This is a genomic window from Mangrovihabitans endophyticus (genome assembly GCF_014646155.1).
Taxonomy (GTDB): Bacteria; Actinomycetota; Actinomycetes; order Mycobacteriales; family Micromonosporaceae; genus Actinoplanes; species Actinoplanes endophyticus.
This window is the reverse complement of the sequence record NZ_BMMX01000016.1, coordinates 96,344-111,262: the sequence shown is the minus strand read 5'-3', so window position 1 is coordinate 111,262 and position 14,919 is coordinate 96,344. Positions and strand designations below refer to the sequence as shown.

Below are 14,919 nucleotides of genomic sequence, written 5' to 3'. Positions count from 1 at the left end.
GCATCGCTGCACTCGCCGAACCTTTCCGTCAACGCCAGACGGGCGGGAAACCGTCGAGCTGCCGTGCCGCAAGTCCCGTGACGCTCTGCGGAGCGGGCTCCGAGGGCACCCGGCCACCAGATTGCAGACCCGGGTGAACTTGGTTTTTTTCGACGGAAGGAATCCATTGAGCGACACCACCGACATGACGTCGGGTGTTTCTGACGTCGCTGACGACGCCGGAACCGCGACCGCCACGAAGCGTCGACGGGGCGGCACGGGGCTGTCTGCCATGCTGCTGCCGGAGCTGCAGAGCCTGGCCGCCTCTCTTGGCATCTCGGGCACCGCGCGCATGCGCAAGGGCGAACTGATCACGGCGATCAGCGAGCGGCAGAACGGCGGGGGCGCAGCCACCACCGAGGCGCCGGCACGGTCCTCGCGGTCGCGTGCGTCGGCCCGGACCGGAGCGACGGAGTCCGCGGCAGCGGACGGCGCCCCGTCCGGAGCGGATCAGGGCGCGTCGGCGCAACCGGCTCCAGCCACCTCGGCTCCGGCGGCGGAGGCATCGTCCGGCGGCGCCGCGACGAAGGCGACCGACACCGCGTCGAACGAGCAGTCCGCCACTTCGGCGCCGAGCGAGGCTGGCGAGCGTGCCGACCGCGGTGGCCGGGACCGGCAGCGCCATCAGCAGTCCGGCGGCGAGCAGCAGTCCGGCGGCGGCGAGCAGAACAACCGCGGCCAGCGGGACGACCGTGGCCAGAACGATCGGGGCCAGGGCGAGCGGGGCCAGAACGACCGTGGCCAGGGCGAGCGGGGCCAGCGCGACGACCGGGGCCAGCAGGGCGACCGCGGCCAGCGGGACGACCGCGGCGACCGGGATCAGCGCAACCAGCGCGGTGACCGGGACGACCGGGACCAGCGTGGCCAGCGGGACGACCGGGGGGACCGGGGCGACCGCAACCAGCGCGGTGACCGGGACGACGACAACGACGGCGGTGACGGCGGTCGCCGCAGTCGCCGCAGCCGTTTCCGTGACCGGCGGCGGGGCCGCGGCGACCGTGACTCGGACAGCCAGCGTGACAACCGCGACCCGCACGTGAACGACGACGATGTGCTGGTCCCGGTGGCCGGCATCGTCGATGTGCTGGACAACTACGCGTTCGTGCGGACCACCGGATATCTGTCCGGGCCCAACGACGTGTACGTGTCGATGTCCCAGGTGAAGAAGCACGGCCTGCGCCGCGGCGACGCGGTGACCGGCGCCGTGCGGGCCACCCCCCGGGACGGGGAGTCGCGCCGCGACAAGTACAACCCGCTGGTCCGCCTGGACACCATCAACGGCATGGAGCCCGAGGAGGCCCGCCGCCGTCCGGAGTTCTACAAGCTCACGCCGCTGTACCCGCAGGAGCGGCTGCGCCTGGAGACCGAGCCGCACATCCTGACGACCCGGGTGATCGACCTGGTCATGCCGATCGGCAAGGGGCAGCGGGCGTTGATCCAGTCTCCGCCCAAGGCCGGTAAGACGATGGTGCTGCAGGCGCTGGCCAACGCCATCACCCGCAACAACCCGGAATGCCACCTCATGGTGGTGCTCGTGGACGAGCGCCCCGAGGAGGTCACCGACATGCAGCGCACGGTGAAGGGTGAGGTGATCGCGGCGACGTTCGACCGGCCGCCGCAGGATCACACCACCGTCGCCGAGCTGGCCATCGAGCGGGCCAAGCGGCTGGTCGAGCTGGGCCACGACGTCGTCGTGCTGCTCGACTCGGTGACCCGCCTGGGCCGGTCGTACAACCTGGCCGCGCCGGCCTCCGGCCGCATCATGTCCGGCGGTATCGACTCGACCGCGCTGTACCCGCCCAAGCGGTTCCTGGGCGCGGCGCGCAACATCGAGAACGGCGGCTCGCTGACCATCCTGGCCACCGCGCTGGTGGAGACCGGCTCGGTGATGGACACGGTGATCTTCGAGGAGTTCAAGGGGACCGGCAACGCCGAGCTCAAGCTGGACCGCAAGATCGCGGACAAGCGGATGTTCCCGGCGGTCGACGTGTCCGCCTCCGGCACCCGCAAGGAGGAGATCCTGCTCGGCAAGGAGGAGCTCGCGGTCGTCCACAAACTCCGCAAGGTTCTCGCCTCGCTGGAGTCCCACGCGGCGCTGGATCTGCTGCTGGACCGGCTCAAGCAGAGCCGCACCAACATCGAGTTCCTGATGCAGATCACGAAGTCGACGCCCGGCGAATAATCGCCCGCAGTATTCGAGCAAGCACCGAGAGGGGCGCGGTCATCCCGAATGGGGGGCCGTGCCCCTTTCCATCGCACCGGTTGTGCGGCTGCGGCCGTCACCGGACGTGCCAACCTCCGTAGTCAACTCGGCTTGACTTGGGGAGGCGCCAGATGACCGTGCCCGGATACCGGGACTGCCCGACACCGTCATGGGATCCGAGCGCACCGGCGGATCCGGCAGAGGCGGAGGACTTCCTGCGCCGGTGTTATGCGGAGAATCCCCGTCTGGGGCCGGTCGAGCCGCGCTTGGCGGTGGTCCGTGCGCAGATCGCGGCCACCGGCACCTACACGCACAGCACCGACGAATTGGCGTACGGGGCGAAGATGGCGTGGCGTAACGCCAGCCGATGCATCGGCCGCCTGTACTGGCGCAGCCTCGTCGTGCTGGACCGCCGCCGGGCGCGTACCGCCGATGAGATCTTCGCCCTGCTGGTGCGCCATCTGGAAACCGCCGGTGCGCGGGGCGCGGCGATCCGGCCGGTGGTCAGCGTGTTCCCGGCGGCGCGCCCGGGCCAGCCGTTCGCGCGGGTGTGGAACGAGCAACTGATCCGGTACGCCGGGTATCGCGACGCGGCGGGCCGGGTCATCGGCGACCCGCGGCAGGAGACGTTCACCGCGGCGATGCAGGGGTACGGCTGGCGGGGCAAGGGCGACGCGTTCGATGTGCTGCCGGTGGCGGTGGAGACCCCGTCCGACGGCCTGCGGCTCTACGAACTGCCCGAGCACGCCGTGCTGGAGGTGCCGCTGGGTCATCCGGAGTACCGGTGGTTCGCCGAGCTGGGGCTGCGCTGGCACGCCGTACCGGCGATCTCCAACATGCGGCTGACCATCGGCGGCGTGCACTATCCGCTGGCGCCGTTCAACGGCTGGTACATGGGCACCGAGCTGGGCGCCCGCAACTTCGCCGACGTCGACCGGTACGACATGCTGCCGGTGGTCGCCGAGCGGATGGGCCTGGACACCAGCCGGGAGTCGACGCTGTGGCGCGACCGTGCGGCGGTCGAGCTGAACCGTGCGGTGCTGTGGTCCTTCGAACAGGCCGGCGTGAAGATGACCGACCATCACACCGAATCCCACCGCTTCCTGCGTCATCTGCGGAGTGAGGAACGCGCCGGACGTACGGTCCCGGCGGACTGGACCTGGATCGTGCCGCCGATCTCGGGCGGGCTCACGCCGGTGTTTCACCGTTACTACGCCGAGCAGGACCTGCGTCCGGCGTTCTACCTCGACGACGAGGCGACGGCGCTGGCCCGCGAGGGCAGCCGGGCGGCAAGCGGGTGCCCGGTCACGCGAAGCCGTTGACCGCGAAGTCGTCGGGCATCCGCCGGTCACCGGCGGGTACGTGACCGGCGCGCACCCACTGCACCACGCGATGCTCGAAGTCGGCGGCGCTCACCCGGCCCGCGGACCGCAGGATGAAGCCCTCGGAACACCGCCCGTCCCGCGTGCGAGCCCAGGCCCTACGCGCCTCGGAGATGCTGCCGCCGCGATAGAGCACCGGGACCACCGGGAGTTCCAGCCGCCGCGCCCAGTCGACGGTGTCGTCCCAGCCCAGCAGGGTGTCGGTCTCGTCCCAGATGTCGAACACGATGAACGCCCCGGGCAGGTCGGTGTAGGCGATGCCGTGCCGCGCCCACATCGACGCGCCGCACACCCGCCAGTCGTCCGGGACCCGATGCGCGGTCATCGCCCACAACGCCTTCGCCGGCAGATCCCATGGGCGCAGGTCGCCGCCCTCGTCGGGAACCACCAAGGCGTCCCTGGTGAAGATGAGGGCATGGCCGTCCAGCTTCTCGGTGACCACCAGTTCGCCGTCAAGCCAGGACAGGTCCCGTTGCACCGCGGCGTCCGGCCCGGCACCCGGCGAATCGGGCAGGTGCGGTGCCCGCGGGTGCCTCACGCGAGTCCTCCCTCCGCCGGCCCGATCGGCGGCACCGGCAGCGGGAGGCTACGCCCCGCGAGGTACAGATCGTGCATGCGGCGGATTCCGCGCTCGCCGACCCGGTCCGCCTCCGGCCGGTGCGCGTCGCGGCGCAGGCACTCCTCGACCCCGACGCCGGTGAAGTCGCGCACCTCGAATCCGGCGCGCAGCCGGCCGGCCAGCCGGGCCCAGGCCCGCACCGCGGCGTCCGGCAGATTCGTGTCGTCCACGATCACGTCGGTGTGTGACCGCAGCAGCGTCTCGACGCAGGCCCGCTGTGCCCGCGTGACCTGGGCCTCGGCATCCGGGGTGTAGAGCCGGGCGCCGTGCAGCATGCGGCGCAGGTCGTCCCGGTTGACCCGGGTCACGGTGGGCTGCAGCGTCCGCGCAAACGTGGTCTTGCCCGCTGCGGGCAGACCCCGCGTGATCAGCAGCCTGGTCATCGCGCCCCCGGATTCCGGCATGGTCGGCAACCGTCCCCGCCGACGTCGCCGGACACCGCGAACGGACCGGGAATGCCGGGCGGGTCGTTCACGTTACCTACCCCGGACCGGCACCTGCCCTCCTGATTTCGGTTCGGGAGTCCTGACATGGCAGACTGGTCCATCGGCCAGCAAGGTTCCGGTTCACGCCCGAGCCCCGTCACCCGCCCTGCCCGGCGGACGCGGCGCGGCGCCGACGGCGACCCGGCGACCAGATCATCGAGAGGACCGAGCGACTCATGAAGCCCGACATCCACCCGGAGTACAAGACCACCGAGGTCGTCTGCTCCTGCGGTGCCACGTTCACCACGCGCAGCACCGCCAAGAACGGCGAGATCCGCGTCGAGACCTGCAGCGCCTGCCACCCGTTCTACACCGGCAAGCAGCGCGTGCTGGACACCGCCGGTCGGGTCGCCAAGTTCCAGGCGAAGTACGCGAAGGTCAACGCCGGCAAGAAGAAGTAGCTACCCCGACGGCGCCCGATCCGGATACGGATCGGGCGCCGTTGCCGTGCCGGGAAGCTCCTATGCCGCGAACCTTCGTACGCCGGGACCACCTTCGTACGCCGGGACCAAGAGTCGGGAGACGAACTGTGAGCAATGACCGGCTGGCTGCCCTGCTGGACGAGTACGCCGCGCTGGAGAAGCGCATGGAGGACCCGTCCCTGCACGCCGACCAGGCGCTCGCGCGGCGCGTCGGGCGCCGCTTCGCCGAGCTGGCGCCGCTGCACGCCGCGCACAGCGAACTGGAGGCGGCCCGCGCGGACTTGGCCGCGGCGAAGGAACTGGCCGCGGAGGATCCGTCGTTCGCCGCCGAGGTGGAATCGGTGGCCGCGTCCGTGCGTCCGTTGGAAGAGCGACTCGGCGAGATGCTGATCCCGCAGGATCCGCACGACGCCAAGGACGTGATCATGGAGATCAAGGCGGGGGAGGGCGGCCAGGAGTCCGCCCTGTTCGCCGGGGATCTGCTGCGGATGTACAGCCGGTACGCGGAGAGCCGCGGCTGGATCGTCGAAGTGATCGACGCACAGGACTCCGACCTGGGAGGCGTCAAGGACATCTCGTTCGCGGTGAAGACCAAGGGCATCCCGGAGGGCGGGCACGGCGTCTGGTCCCGGCTCAAGTGGGAAGGCGGCGTGCACCGCGTTCAGCGGGTGCCGGTCACCGAGTCGCAGGGCCGCATCCACACCTCGGCGGCGGGCGTGCTGGTGCTGCCCGAGGCCGAGGACATCGATGTGGAGGTCGACCCGGGCGACATCCGGGTCGACGTGTTCCGCTCGTCCGGGCCGGGCGGCCAGTCGGTCAACACCACCGACTCCGCCGTGCGCATCACCCACCTGCCCACCGGCATCGTGGTGAGCTGCCAGAACGAGAAGAGCCAGCTACAGAACCGGGAGCAGGCGATGCGCATCCTGCGCGCCCGGCTGCTGGCGGCGGCGCAGGAGCAGGCAGACGCCGCAGCGGCGGACGCGCGCAAGGCCCAGGTGCGTACGGTGGACCGCTCGGAGCGGATCCGCACGTACAACTTCCCGCAGAACCGGATCACCGACCACCGCATCGGCTACACCGCCTACAACCTGGACCTGGTGCTCGGCGGGGACATGAACGCGGTGCTGGACGCGCTGGCTCAGGCGGACCGGGAAGCCCGGCTGGCCGGCGACGCGGAGCTGCGGCGCGCCTGACGCGGTCCCGCGCGCCCCGGCCGCTGCGTGCCCAGCCGGTTCCCCGGCCGCTGCGTGCCCAGCCGGTTCCCCGGCAGGTGCGTGCCGGCCCGGTCAGGCGGGGGTGCGGCTGGCCGCCGCGGCGGCCAGGGCAGCGCTCAGGGTGCGCCCGTTCACGCCGACCTCGGACCAGCCCGCGGCCACCCCGATGGGAGTGCCGGGCACCAGCGACTGCCAGTTCTCCGCCGCCGCGGCGGCGCAGATGCGCCGGGACACCTCGGCCGCCTGGGTCGGGCCGGCGCCGGGCAGCACCACCACGAACTCGTCGCCGGCGAACCGGGCGACGAAGTCGCCGCGCCGCATCACCCGGCTCAGCACCCCGGCGATGCGCTGCAACACCAGGTCGCCGCAGTGCCGGCCGTGGCGGGCGTTCACCGCGGTGAACCCGACCAGGTCGCAGACGCCGACCGCGGCACGTTCCCCGCGGGCCAGCATGGCCGTCACGTACCGCTCCAGTTGCCGTCGGTTGGGCAGGCCGGTGAGCGGATCGCTGAGCGTCTCATCGCCGTAGCGGCTCGCGTCCCGCTGGTGCGACTCGTGTGCGTCCAAGCGGGCGGCCACCCCGTCCAGATAGCCGTCGCGCAGGCGGTCGATGCGCTGCGCGGCCAGCCGGAACGCGTACCGGTCGGCGGTGTGCGCGGACTCGTGGTCGCCGGCCGAGGAGTGGCAGATGCTGCGCAACCGGGCCGGTTCGGCCGCGCCCAGCACATCCGGGGAGACCGGCACCGCATCCAGCCGGGCGAGCGCGTCGGCCGGGCGCTTGGCGGCGATGGCCAGGCACACCCCGCCGAGGTGCCGCAGATCCCGGGTGCGCACGCTGTCGCCGCCGTCGGAGAGCCAGTCGGAGGCGTTCGACTCGGTCCGCTCGCCGAGCGCCGCCCGCCGCGCCAACGCGTATCCGTACACCGCCCGGCTGTGCGGCCGCAACCGGGTGTCCGAGCCGGTGGCGACGTAGCGCGACAGCTCCGCGTCGATGTCCCGGAGCACGCGCAGGCACCCGTCGGTGTCACCCTGATGATCCAGCGACACGGCGTTGCGCAGCCGGATGCCCGGCGCCGCGAACACCTCCGGCGCCAGGGCCGATGCGGCGCCCACCTGGCGAGCCTGCTCGATGGCGGTCAGGGCATGGCCGTGAAAGCCCAGGTACGAGTACGCCATGGCGAGGTCGTGCCAGCCCCACGCGGTCTCCGAATCGCCCTGCGGCACCGCGGCCAGCGCCCGCGACGCCTGCACCAGATGCGTCACGCCGCGGTCGAGTTGACCCTGCAGGTGCGCGCCGAGGGCGGCGAAGGCGTGCATCTGCCCGCGCAGATAGGGATCCGGCACCTCACGGACGGCATTCGCCGCCACGGTCATGGCGGAGGCGAACTCGGCGGCACGGCCAAGATTGATCAGCGCGCCGAAACGCTGGATGAGTGCGTAAGCCCGGGTGAGCGGGTCGGCCGTATCGGCCAGCACACGATCCAGCATCGGCAGTGCCTCCGCGGACCGGCCGTTCTGCTGCAGGTCGCCCGCCTGCCGCAGCTCTTGGACGTGATCCGCGAGCTGGTCCAGCCAACTCAACAGGCGCCTCCCACGGCAGTGCAATGTCGCTCGGCGACCCGGCCGGCCACCATCGAACACGACGTTTCATGATTATGCCGTGGACTGCGTCGACGAAGAACCCTCGGCCGGGCCGGAACGAGCCAGATTGGCGGAAACTCTGGCACGGGCCACAACGGACCTGGCCACGGTGGGGGTGGCGTCGCCACGAGTGGACGCGGAACTGCTGGCCGCGTACGTCCTGGGGGTGAACCGGGGCAGGCTGCCGCTGATCGACACGATGCGCGGCGACGAGCTGCGCCGGTTCCGCGAGCTGGTGGCCCGTCGCGCCCGGCGGGTGCCGTTGCAACACCTGCTGGGCTCGGCCGCGTTCCGGCATCGGGATCTGGCGGTCGGCCGCGGGGTGTTCGTGCCGCGGCCGGAGACCGAGTTGCTGGCCGGCTGGGGCATCGAGCGGATCCGGCCGGGTGCCACGGTGGTGGACCTGTGCAGCGGTTCCGGGGCGATCGCGCTGGCGGTGGCCGACGAGGCCGCGCCGGGCCGGGTGCTCGCGGTGGAACGGGACCCGGCCGCGCTGGCGTACCTGCGGCGCAACGCGGCCGGTTCGGCGGTGGAGGTGGTGGCCGGTGACGTCACCGATCCGGATCTGCTCGCCGGGCTGCGCGGCGCCGTGGACGTGCTGTTGTGCAACCCGCCGTACGTGCCGGAGGGGACCGCGGTGCCGGTCGAGGTCGCTGACCACGACCCGCACGCCGCGGTGTTCGGCGGCGCCGACGGGCTGGTGGTGATCCGCCCGGTGGTGGCGCTGGCCGCGGTCCTGCTGCGGCCCGGCGGGGTGGTCGGCATCGAGCACGACGACCGGCACGGCACGCAAGTCCCGGACCTGATCCGCGCCGACGGCCGGTTCACCGCGGTGACCGCGCACGACGACCTGGCCGGGCGGCCGCGGTTCACGACGGCCCGCCGCACCTGACGATCCGTGACGCACGCCATGGCAGACTGATCCGCGTGATGCTCTACGACTGCCGGACCGTGGCCGACCGTGACCGCGGCATCGCCGCTGCCGTGGACGCGGCCAAGAGCGGCGAGCTCGTGGTGATGCCCACCGACACGGTTTACGGCGTGGGGGCGGACGCCTTCACCCCGCATGCGGTCAGCGCGCTGCACAGCGCCCGTTCGGTGGACCGCCGGGTGCCGCCGCCGGTGCTGATCGGCTCCCGGCACACCCTGGACGGCCTGGTCTATTCGCTGCCCAAGGCGGCACGGGAACTGGCCGACGCGTTCTGGCCGGGTGCGCTGACCCTGATGGTGGAGCATTCGCCCAGCCTGCAATGGGACCTGGGGGACACCGGCGGCCGGGTGGGCATCCGCATGCCGATGCACCCGGTGGCCCTGGAGGTGCTGCGCGAGGTGGGGCCGATGGCGGTCACCACCGCCAACAAGCTCGGGCAGCCGGCGCCGGTCACCGCCGAGCAGGCGCGCGACCAGTTGGAGTACGCGGTGCGCATCTATCTCGAAGCGGGCGCCGCGGTGGATCCCGCCCCGTCGACGGTGGTCGACATGACCGGCGACGTGCCGCGGGTGCTGCGCGAGGGCGCGATACCGTTCGCGAAACTGCGCGATGTGGTGCCGGACATCCTGGCCGCCGAGGCATGAGCATGCCCCCGATCCGCGTGCTGCATGTCTGCATGGGCAACATCTGCCGGTCGCCGATGGCCGAGCGGCTGCTCATGCTCGTCGCCCGCCAGCGGCTGGGCAAGCTGGACGTCGCCGCGTCGCCAGAGACATTGCTGCGCAGTTCCAGCGCGGGCACCGGCGGCTGGCACCAGGGTGAGGAGATGAACCCGCCGGCCGCCCGCCAGATCCAGTTGCGCGGCGGCAGCGTCGCCGGATTCACCGCTCGCAAGCTGACCGGCGCGCACCTGGCGGACGCCGATCTCATCCTCACCGCCACCGCGGATCAACTGGACTACGTCGCCGCGCTGCTGCCCGAGGCGCTCGGGCATACGTTCGTGACCGGGCATCTCAGTCGGCTGCTGGGCCGGATGGACACCGGCGCGTTGCCGCCGGCCGGCGTCGGGCCGGAGGTGTTCGCCGCGCGGGCCACCGCGGTGATCGAGGCCGCGGACCGGTGCCGTGCCAAGATCCCGGCGACCCGCGACGACGACCTGGACGATCCGTGGGGGCGCGGCGACCAGACGTTCGCGCGCATCGCCGACGACATCGAGGAGTCGATGTACGCGCTGGTGGACGTGCTGCTGCCGGTTGCGAAGCGGTGACCGCGGAGGTGGTCCGCCCGGACCGGCCGGGCCTGCGGCGGGCGGCGGACACGCTCCGCGCCGGGTCGGTGTGCGCGTTTCCCACCGAGACGGTGTACGGGCTGGGCGCGCACGCCTTCTCGCGGTCGGCGGTCGAGCAGGTGTACCGGCTGAAGAACCGGCCCACCTGGAACCCGCTGATCGTGCACGTGCCGAGCGTGGCCGCCGCGCGGGACCTGGCGGCCATCTGGCCCGCGGCGGCCGACGAGTTGGCCGAGCGGTTCTGGCCCGGCCCGCTGACCCTCGTGGTGCGCCGGTCGCCGGGGCTCAACGACGTGGGCCGCACGCCGGCGGACACCATCGCGATCCGGGTGCCGGCGCACGAGGTGGCGTTGCAGTTGCTGGACGCCTGCGGCCTGCCCCTGGCCGCGCCGAGCGCGAACCGCTCCGAGGGCATCTCGCCGACCACCGCCCGGCATGTCGTGCAGAGCCTGCCGGAGGTGCCGTTGGTGCTGGACGGCGGCCCGTGTGCGTACGGCATCGAGTCCACCGTGCTGGACCTGACCGAAGCGGCGCCCCGGCTGTTGCGCCCCGGCGCGCTGAGCCTGCGGGCGCTGCGCGCCGTGGCCGGACCGATCACGGTGCCGGACACCACTGTGGCGGACGGCTCACAGCGGCCGTCGCCGGGCATGAGCCGACGGCACTACGCGCCGCGGGCGAAGGTCGAGCTGGTGGACGAGTTCCCCGCGGCGGCGGCCGGCGGTGTGCTCACCTACGAGGGCCACGAGGCGGACGCGCAGAGCCCGCGGGGCGGTGGCCCGCAGGTGGCGGAAGTGCTGTCCGCCGACCCGCGTGAGTACGCCGCCGACCTGTACGCGGCGCTGCACCGGCTGGACGACGCCGGGGTGGACCGCATTCTGGTGCGCCGGCCGCCGGACGGCGAGGACTGGCTGGCGATCCGCGACCGGCTGGGCCGGGCCGCCGCCTGAGGGCCCTCAGCCGTGCCCCACCGGCACCCGTCGGTGCCCGGGGTGCGGCTCGGCGCCCCGGGCGATGTTGCGCGCCATGCCGCGGAACACCACGCCGTGGAACGGCAGCACCGACGCCCAGTACGCGTGTCCGGCCAAGCCGCGGGGCAGGAAGATGGCCTTCTGGGTGTAGACGCTGCGCCCCGCACCGGCGGGCCCGTCATCGGCGGGCTCGGCACGCATCTCCAGCCAGGCCCGGCCGGGCACCCGCATCTCCGCCCGCAGCCGCAGCAACTCGCCGGGGCGGATCTCCTCCACCCGCCACCAGTCCAGCGCCTCGCCGACCTGAAGTCGCTGGCGGTCCCGTCGGCCGCGGCGCAGGCCCACGCCGCCGACGAGCCGGTCCAGCCAGCCGCGGATCGACCAGGCGAGCGGGAACGAATACCACCCGTTCTCCCCGCCGACTCCCTCGATCACCCGCCACAGGGCCTCGACCGGCGCGTTCACCTCCTGGCGGCGCTCGTCGACATAGATGCTGCCGCCGGTCCAGTCCGGGTCGCTGGGCAACGGCTCGGCGTCCGCGTCCCGGCCGGAGGCGGTCGACCAGCGGGTCTCCACGTTGGCGTCCCTGATCTTGCCCAACGCCAGCCGGACGGCCTGGTCGAAGCCGATCGGCGCGCCGGTCGACGCCGCGCCGGTCGACGCCGCGCCGGTCGACGCCGCGCCGGTCGACGCCGCGCCGGTCGACGCCGCATCGGGTGACGCCGCGTCGGCCGGTTCGTCCGGCACGTATTCGGCGATGTCGTGCTCGTGCGCCACCGCCTCGTGGATCAGGCTGCCCACCAGCGGGCGGGCGATGCTGTTCGGCACCGGCGTGACCAGGCCCACCCAGTGCGCCGACAGCCAGGGGCTGAGCGGGCGCAGCGGCATGATCACGCGACGTCGCAGGCCGGCCACCCGGGCGTAGCGCTGCATCATTTCCCGGTACGTCAACACGTCCGCCCCGCCGATGTCGAAGCCCCGGTTGACCCCGGGCGGCAGCTCGGCGGCGGCGACCAGGTAGCGCAACACATCACGGACCGCGATGGGCTGGATGCGGTTGCGCACCCAGCGTGGCGTGACCATGACCGGCAGCCGTTCGGTGAGGTGGCGCAGCATCTCGAAGGACGCCGAACCGGAGCCGATGATGATCGCGGCGCGCAGCACCACCGTGGGCACCCCGCTGTCCAGCAGGATCCGAGCCACCTCGGACCGGGAGCGCAGGTGCGCCGACGGATGCTCGTCCGCGGGGATCTCCGGACCGCCCAGGTAGACGATGCGGCGCACCCCGGCGGCACGGGCGGCGGCGGCGAAGTTGTGCGCCGCGGCCCGGTCCTTGGCCTCGAACCCGTGCTGGCCGAGCGAGTGGACCAGGTAGTAGGCCACGTCGACGCCCCGGAACGCCTCGGTCAGCGAGCCGGCGTCGCTCAGATCGCCCTCGGCCACCTCGACCCGGTCCTGCCACGGGACGTCACGCAGCCGGCGGGCGCTGCGCGACAGGCATCGGACGGCGTGACCGGCGTCCAGCAGGCGGGGGGCGAGGCGACCGCCGATGTATCCGGTGGCGCCGCTGACCAGACAAAGCATGACTGAGTCTCTGCCCGCGGATCGGCAGGTGTAAGCCATACCGGGAAGGAGAAGCCATATGCTCGACGTGCAGGCAGCGTCGCCGAGGCAGGGGAGCGCGCCATGGACACGTTCTGGGGACCGGACTTCGGCGCGCTCGCGTCGGCGGATCCGGACATCGCCGCGGTGGTCCTGGAAGAGCTGGACCGCCAGCGTGGCGGCCTGCAACTGATCGCCAGCGAGACCTTCGCCTCACCGGCGGTGCTGGCGGCCCTCGGCTCGACCCTGACGAACAAGTACGCCGAGGGATACCCCGGGCACCGGTTCTATCGCGGATGCGGCCCGGTGGACCGCGCGGAGGAATTGGGTGTCGCCCGTGCGTGTGAGCTGTTCGGCGCCGAGCATGCCAATCTGCAGCCGCATTCCGGCTCGTCGGCGAACCTGGCGGCGTATGCGGCGCTGGTGCGCCCCGGCGACACGGTGCTGGCCATGGATCTGCCGCACGGCGGGCACCTGACCCACGGCAGCAAGGTCAACTTCTCCGGCAAATGGTTCCGTACGGTCGGATACCACGTGCGCGAGGACACCGAGCTCATCGACTACGACGAGGTGCGTGACCTGGCCCTGGAACACCGCCCCGCGTTGATCATCTGCGGCGCGACCGGGTACTCCCGGCTGATCGACTTCGCCGCCTTCCGGGCGGTGGCCGATGAGGTGGACGCCTACCTGATGGTCGACGCGGCGCACCTGATCGGCCTCGTCGCGGGCGGTGCGGCGCCGTCGCCCGTACCGCACGCCGACGTCGTCACGTGCGCCACCCACAAGGTGCTTCCCGGACCGCGGGGCGGCATGATTCTCTGTCGTGATGAGCTCGCCGCCCGCATCGACAAGGCCGTCTTCCCGTTCGCGCAGGGCGGCCCGATGATGCACGTGGTCGCCGCGAAGGCGGTCGCGCTGCGCGAGGCCGCGCAGCCGGACTTCGGCCGGTACGCCCATCGGCTGGTGCGCAACGGCCGGGCGCTGGCCGGCGCGCTTGCCGATCGGGGCATGCGGCCGGTCTCCGGAGGCACCGACACGCACATGGCGCTGCTGGACCTGCGGGACACCGGGGTGACCGGGCACCAGGCCGAGCAGCGGTGCGAGGCGGCCGGCATCACGCTGAACCGGACCGCGATCCCGTTCGACCCGCGTCCGCCGGCGGCGGCCTCCGGGATCCGGGTGGGTACGCCCTGTGTGACCGCCCAGGGCATGGCCGAGGAGCAGATGACCGGCATCGCCGACCTGATCGCCACGGCGGTGCGCGCCGACCCGGGCACGTCCGAGGGCGCGGCGCGGCTGCACGAGGTGCGGCGGGAAGCGGCGGCGCTGGCCCGCAGCTTCCCGGCTTATTCCGGCGCGCCGGACCAGCCTGGCATGGTGCCGGCGGTGGTGTCGTGACCGCGTCCCGGCCGCCCGCGTCCCGGCCGCCCGCGTCCCCGCCGCCCGCGTCCCGGCCGCCCGGGGTGGTCCGGCAGATCCTCGGGCGCGACGAGGACGACGACCGTCCGCTGCCTGAGTTGCCGCCGCTGCCGGACGACCCGAAGTGGCGGATCGAGCATCTCGGCATGATCAGCGCGGTCGGGGTGGCGTTGTCGCTGTGTGTCGCCTCGGCTGGGTTCCTGACCGGCGGGCCGTCGGCCGGGTTGGGTGCCGGTGCGGGCGTGCTCCTGGTGGCGGCCGGGTTCACCTTGTCCACGCTCACCATCGCCTGGGCCGACGTGATCCGTCCGGCCCTGGTGATGCCCGTCGGGCTGGCCGTCTACGTGGTCAAGTACGCGCTGATCGCCCTGGTGCTGGTCAGCGCGGGCGCCGCCGGGTGGTCCGGGGCGCGGCCGATGGCCTGGGGCATCGCCGGGGGTGCGGTGGCCATGACCGGAGTCCAGATCTGGTGGCTGAGCCGGGTGGCCAGTCGCCGCCTGCCGGGCCCGCGACCCGCTCCGGAGGAGGATCCGGCCGGAGACGGGGCGCAGCCGCGCCCGAATCGGTGATCCGCCGGGACGGTCGTGGAGGTCCCTGGCGCGACAGGAGTACGGTGTTGCACTACTGAGAGTCGAGCCGTCGCCGGGACAACCGTCTGTTGTCCGGGGGGCGAGGCACAGCCTCGATTGTGCGGCTGATAGTC

14 protein-coding genes are annotated in these 14,919 nt (G+C 72.7%); 10 read left to right on the top strand and 4 right to left on the bottom strand.

Annotated elements, in window-relative coordinates:
• The first annotated feature begins 166 nt into the window (after positions 1-166).
• Positions 167-2,221, top strand: a complete 2,055-nt coding sequence (rho, locus tag IEY73_RS18550; RefSeq protein ID WP_189080493.1) for a transcription termination factor Rho — start codon at positions 167-169, stop codon at positions 2,219-2,221.
• Between the two features lie 152 nt (positions 2,222-2,373).
• A complete protein-coding gene (locus tag IEY73_RS18545; protein ID WP_189080492.1) occupies positions 2,374-3,564 on the top strand; it encodes a nitric oxide synthase oxygenase in 1,191 nt (396 codons plus the stop codon).
• Here the strand turns inward: IEY73_RS18545 and IEY73_RS18540 are convergent.
• A complete protein-coding gene (locus IEY73_RS18540; RefSeq protein WP_189080491.1) occupies positions 3,548-4,162 on the bottom strand; it encodes an RNA ligase family protein in 615 nt (204 codons plus the stop codon). The two genes, IEY73_RS18545 and IEY73_RS18540, sit on opposite strands and share 17 nt — an antisense overlap.
• Entirely contained in the window at positions 4,159-4,647 is a 489-nt protein-coding gene (locus IEY73_RS18535; protein WP_229715942.1) for an AAA family ATPase, read from the bottom strand. The genes IEY73_RS18540 and IEY73_RS18535 overlap by 4 nt, the downstream gene beginning before the upstream one ends.
• Positions 4,648-4,904: 257 nt before the next feature.
• Here IEY73_RS18535 and rpmE point away from each other — a divergent pair, with 257 nt between their 5' ends.
• Complete coding sequence (rpmE, locus tag IEY73_RS18530) at positions 4,905-5,129, top strand: 50S ribosomal protein L31 (protein ID WP_189080490.1); 225 nt, start codon at positions 4,905-4,907, stop codon at positions 5,127-5,129.
• Positions 5,130-5,257: 128 nt separating this feature from the next.
• Positions 5,258-6,346 (top strand): peptide chain release factor 1, encoded by a 1,089-nt coding sequence (gene prfA / locus IEY73_RS18525; RefSeq protein WP_189080489.1) that lies wholly within the window; start codon positions 5,258-5,260, stop codon positions 6,344-6,346.
• Between the two features lie 93 nt (positions 6,347-6,439).
• Here the strand turns inward: prfA and IEY73_RS18520 are convergent, their stop codons facing one another.
• Positions 6,440-7,948 carry a GGDEF domain-containing protein gene (locus tag IEY73_RS18520; RefSeq protein WP_189080488.1) on the bottom strand — a complete coding sequence of 503 codons (1,509 nt, stop codon included), beginning with the start codon at positions 7,946-7,948 and terminating at the stop codon, positions 6,440-6,442.
• 79 nt (positions 7,949-8,027) lie between these two features.
• On the opposite strand from IEY73_RS18520, the gene prmC reads away from it, so the two are divergent.
• Genes prmC through IEY73_RS18500 form a run of 4 tightly spaced genes read left to right on the top strand, consistent with a single transcriptional unit; the run spans position 8,028 to position 11,174 of the window.
• Positions 8,028-8,900, top strand: a complete 873-nt coding sequence (gene prmC / locus IEY73_RS18515; protein ID WP_373292818.1) for a peptide chain release factor N(5)-glutamine methyltransferase — start codon at positions 8,028-8,030, stop codon at positions 8,898-8,900.
• A 38-nt stretch (positions 8,901-8,938) separates the two neighbouring features.
• Positions 8,939-9,583, top strand: a complete 645-nt coding sequence (locus IEY73_RS18510; protein ID WP_189080526.1) for an L-threonylcarbamoyladenylate synthase — start codon at positions 8,939-8,941, stop codon at positions 9,581-9,583.
• 2 nt (positions 9,584-9,585) lie between these two features.
• On the top strand, positions 9,586-10,206 hold the full coding sequence (locus IEY73_RS18505; protein ID WP_189080525.1) for an arsenate reductase/protein-tyrosine-phosphatase family protein: 621 nt from the start codon (positions 9,586-9,588) through the stop codon (positions 10,204-10,206).
• The gene (locus tag IEY73_RS18500) at positions 10,203-11,174 is read left to right on the top strand and encodes an L-threonylcarbamoyladenylate synthase (RefSeq protein WP_189080487.1); all 972 of its coding nucleotides are present in this window, start codon (positions 10,203-10,205) and stop codon (positions 11,172-11,174) included. The genes IEY73_RS18505 and IEY73_RS18500 overlap by 4 nt, the downstream gene beginning before the upstream one ends.
• Positions 11,175-11,180: 6 nt before the next feature.
• On the opposite strand, the gene IEY73_RS18495 is transcribed toward IEY73_RS18500, so the two are convergent.
• A complete protein-coding gene (locus tag IEY73_RS18495) occupies positions 11,181-12,779 on the bottom strand; it encodes an SDR family oxidoreductase (protein WP_189080486.1) in 1,599 nt (532 codons plus the stop codon).
• A gap of 102 nt (positions 12,780-12,881) precedes the next feature.
• Here IEY73_RS18495 and glyA point away from each other — a divergent pair, with 102 nt between their 5' ends.
• Both glyA and IEY73_RS18485 read left to right on the top strand, forming a co-directional pair.
• Positions 12,882-14,195 carry a serine hydroxymethyltransferase gene (gene glyA, locus IEY73_RS18490; protein WP_189080485.1) on the top strand — a complete coding sequence of 438 codons (1,314 nt, stop codon included), beginning with the start codon at positions 12,882-12,884 and terminating at the stop codon, positions 14,193-14,195.
• Complete coding sequence (locus tag IEY73_RS18485) at positions 14,192-14,785, top strand: hypothetical protein (RefSeq protein ID WP_189080484.1); 594 nt, start codon at positions 14,192-14,194, stop codon at positions 14,783-14,785. The genes glyA and IEY73_RS18485 overlap by 4 nt, the downstream gene beginning before the upstream one ends.
• Positions 14,786-14,919: the final 134 nt, after the last annotated feature.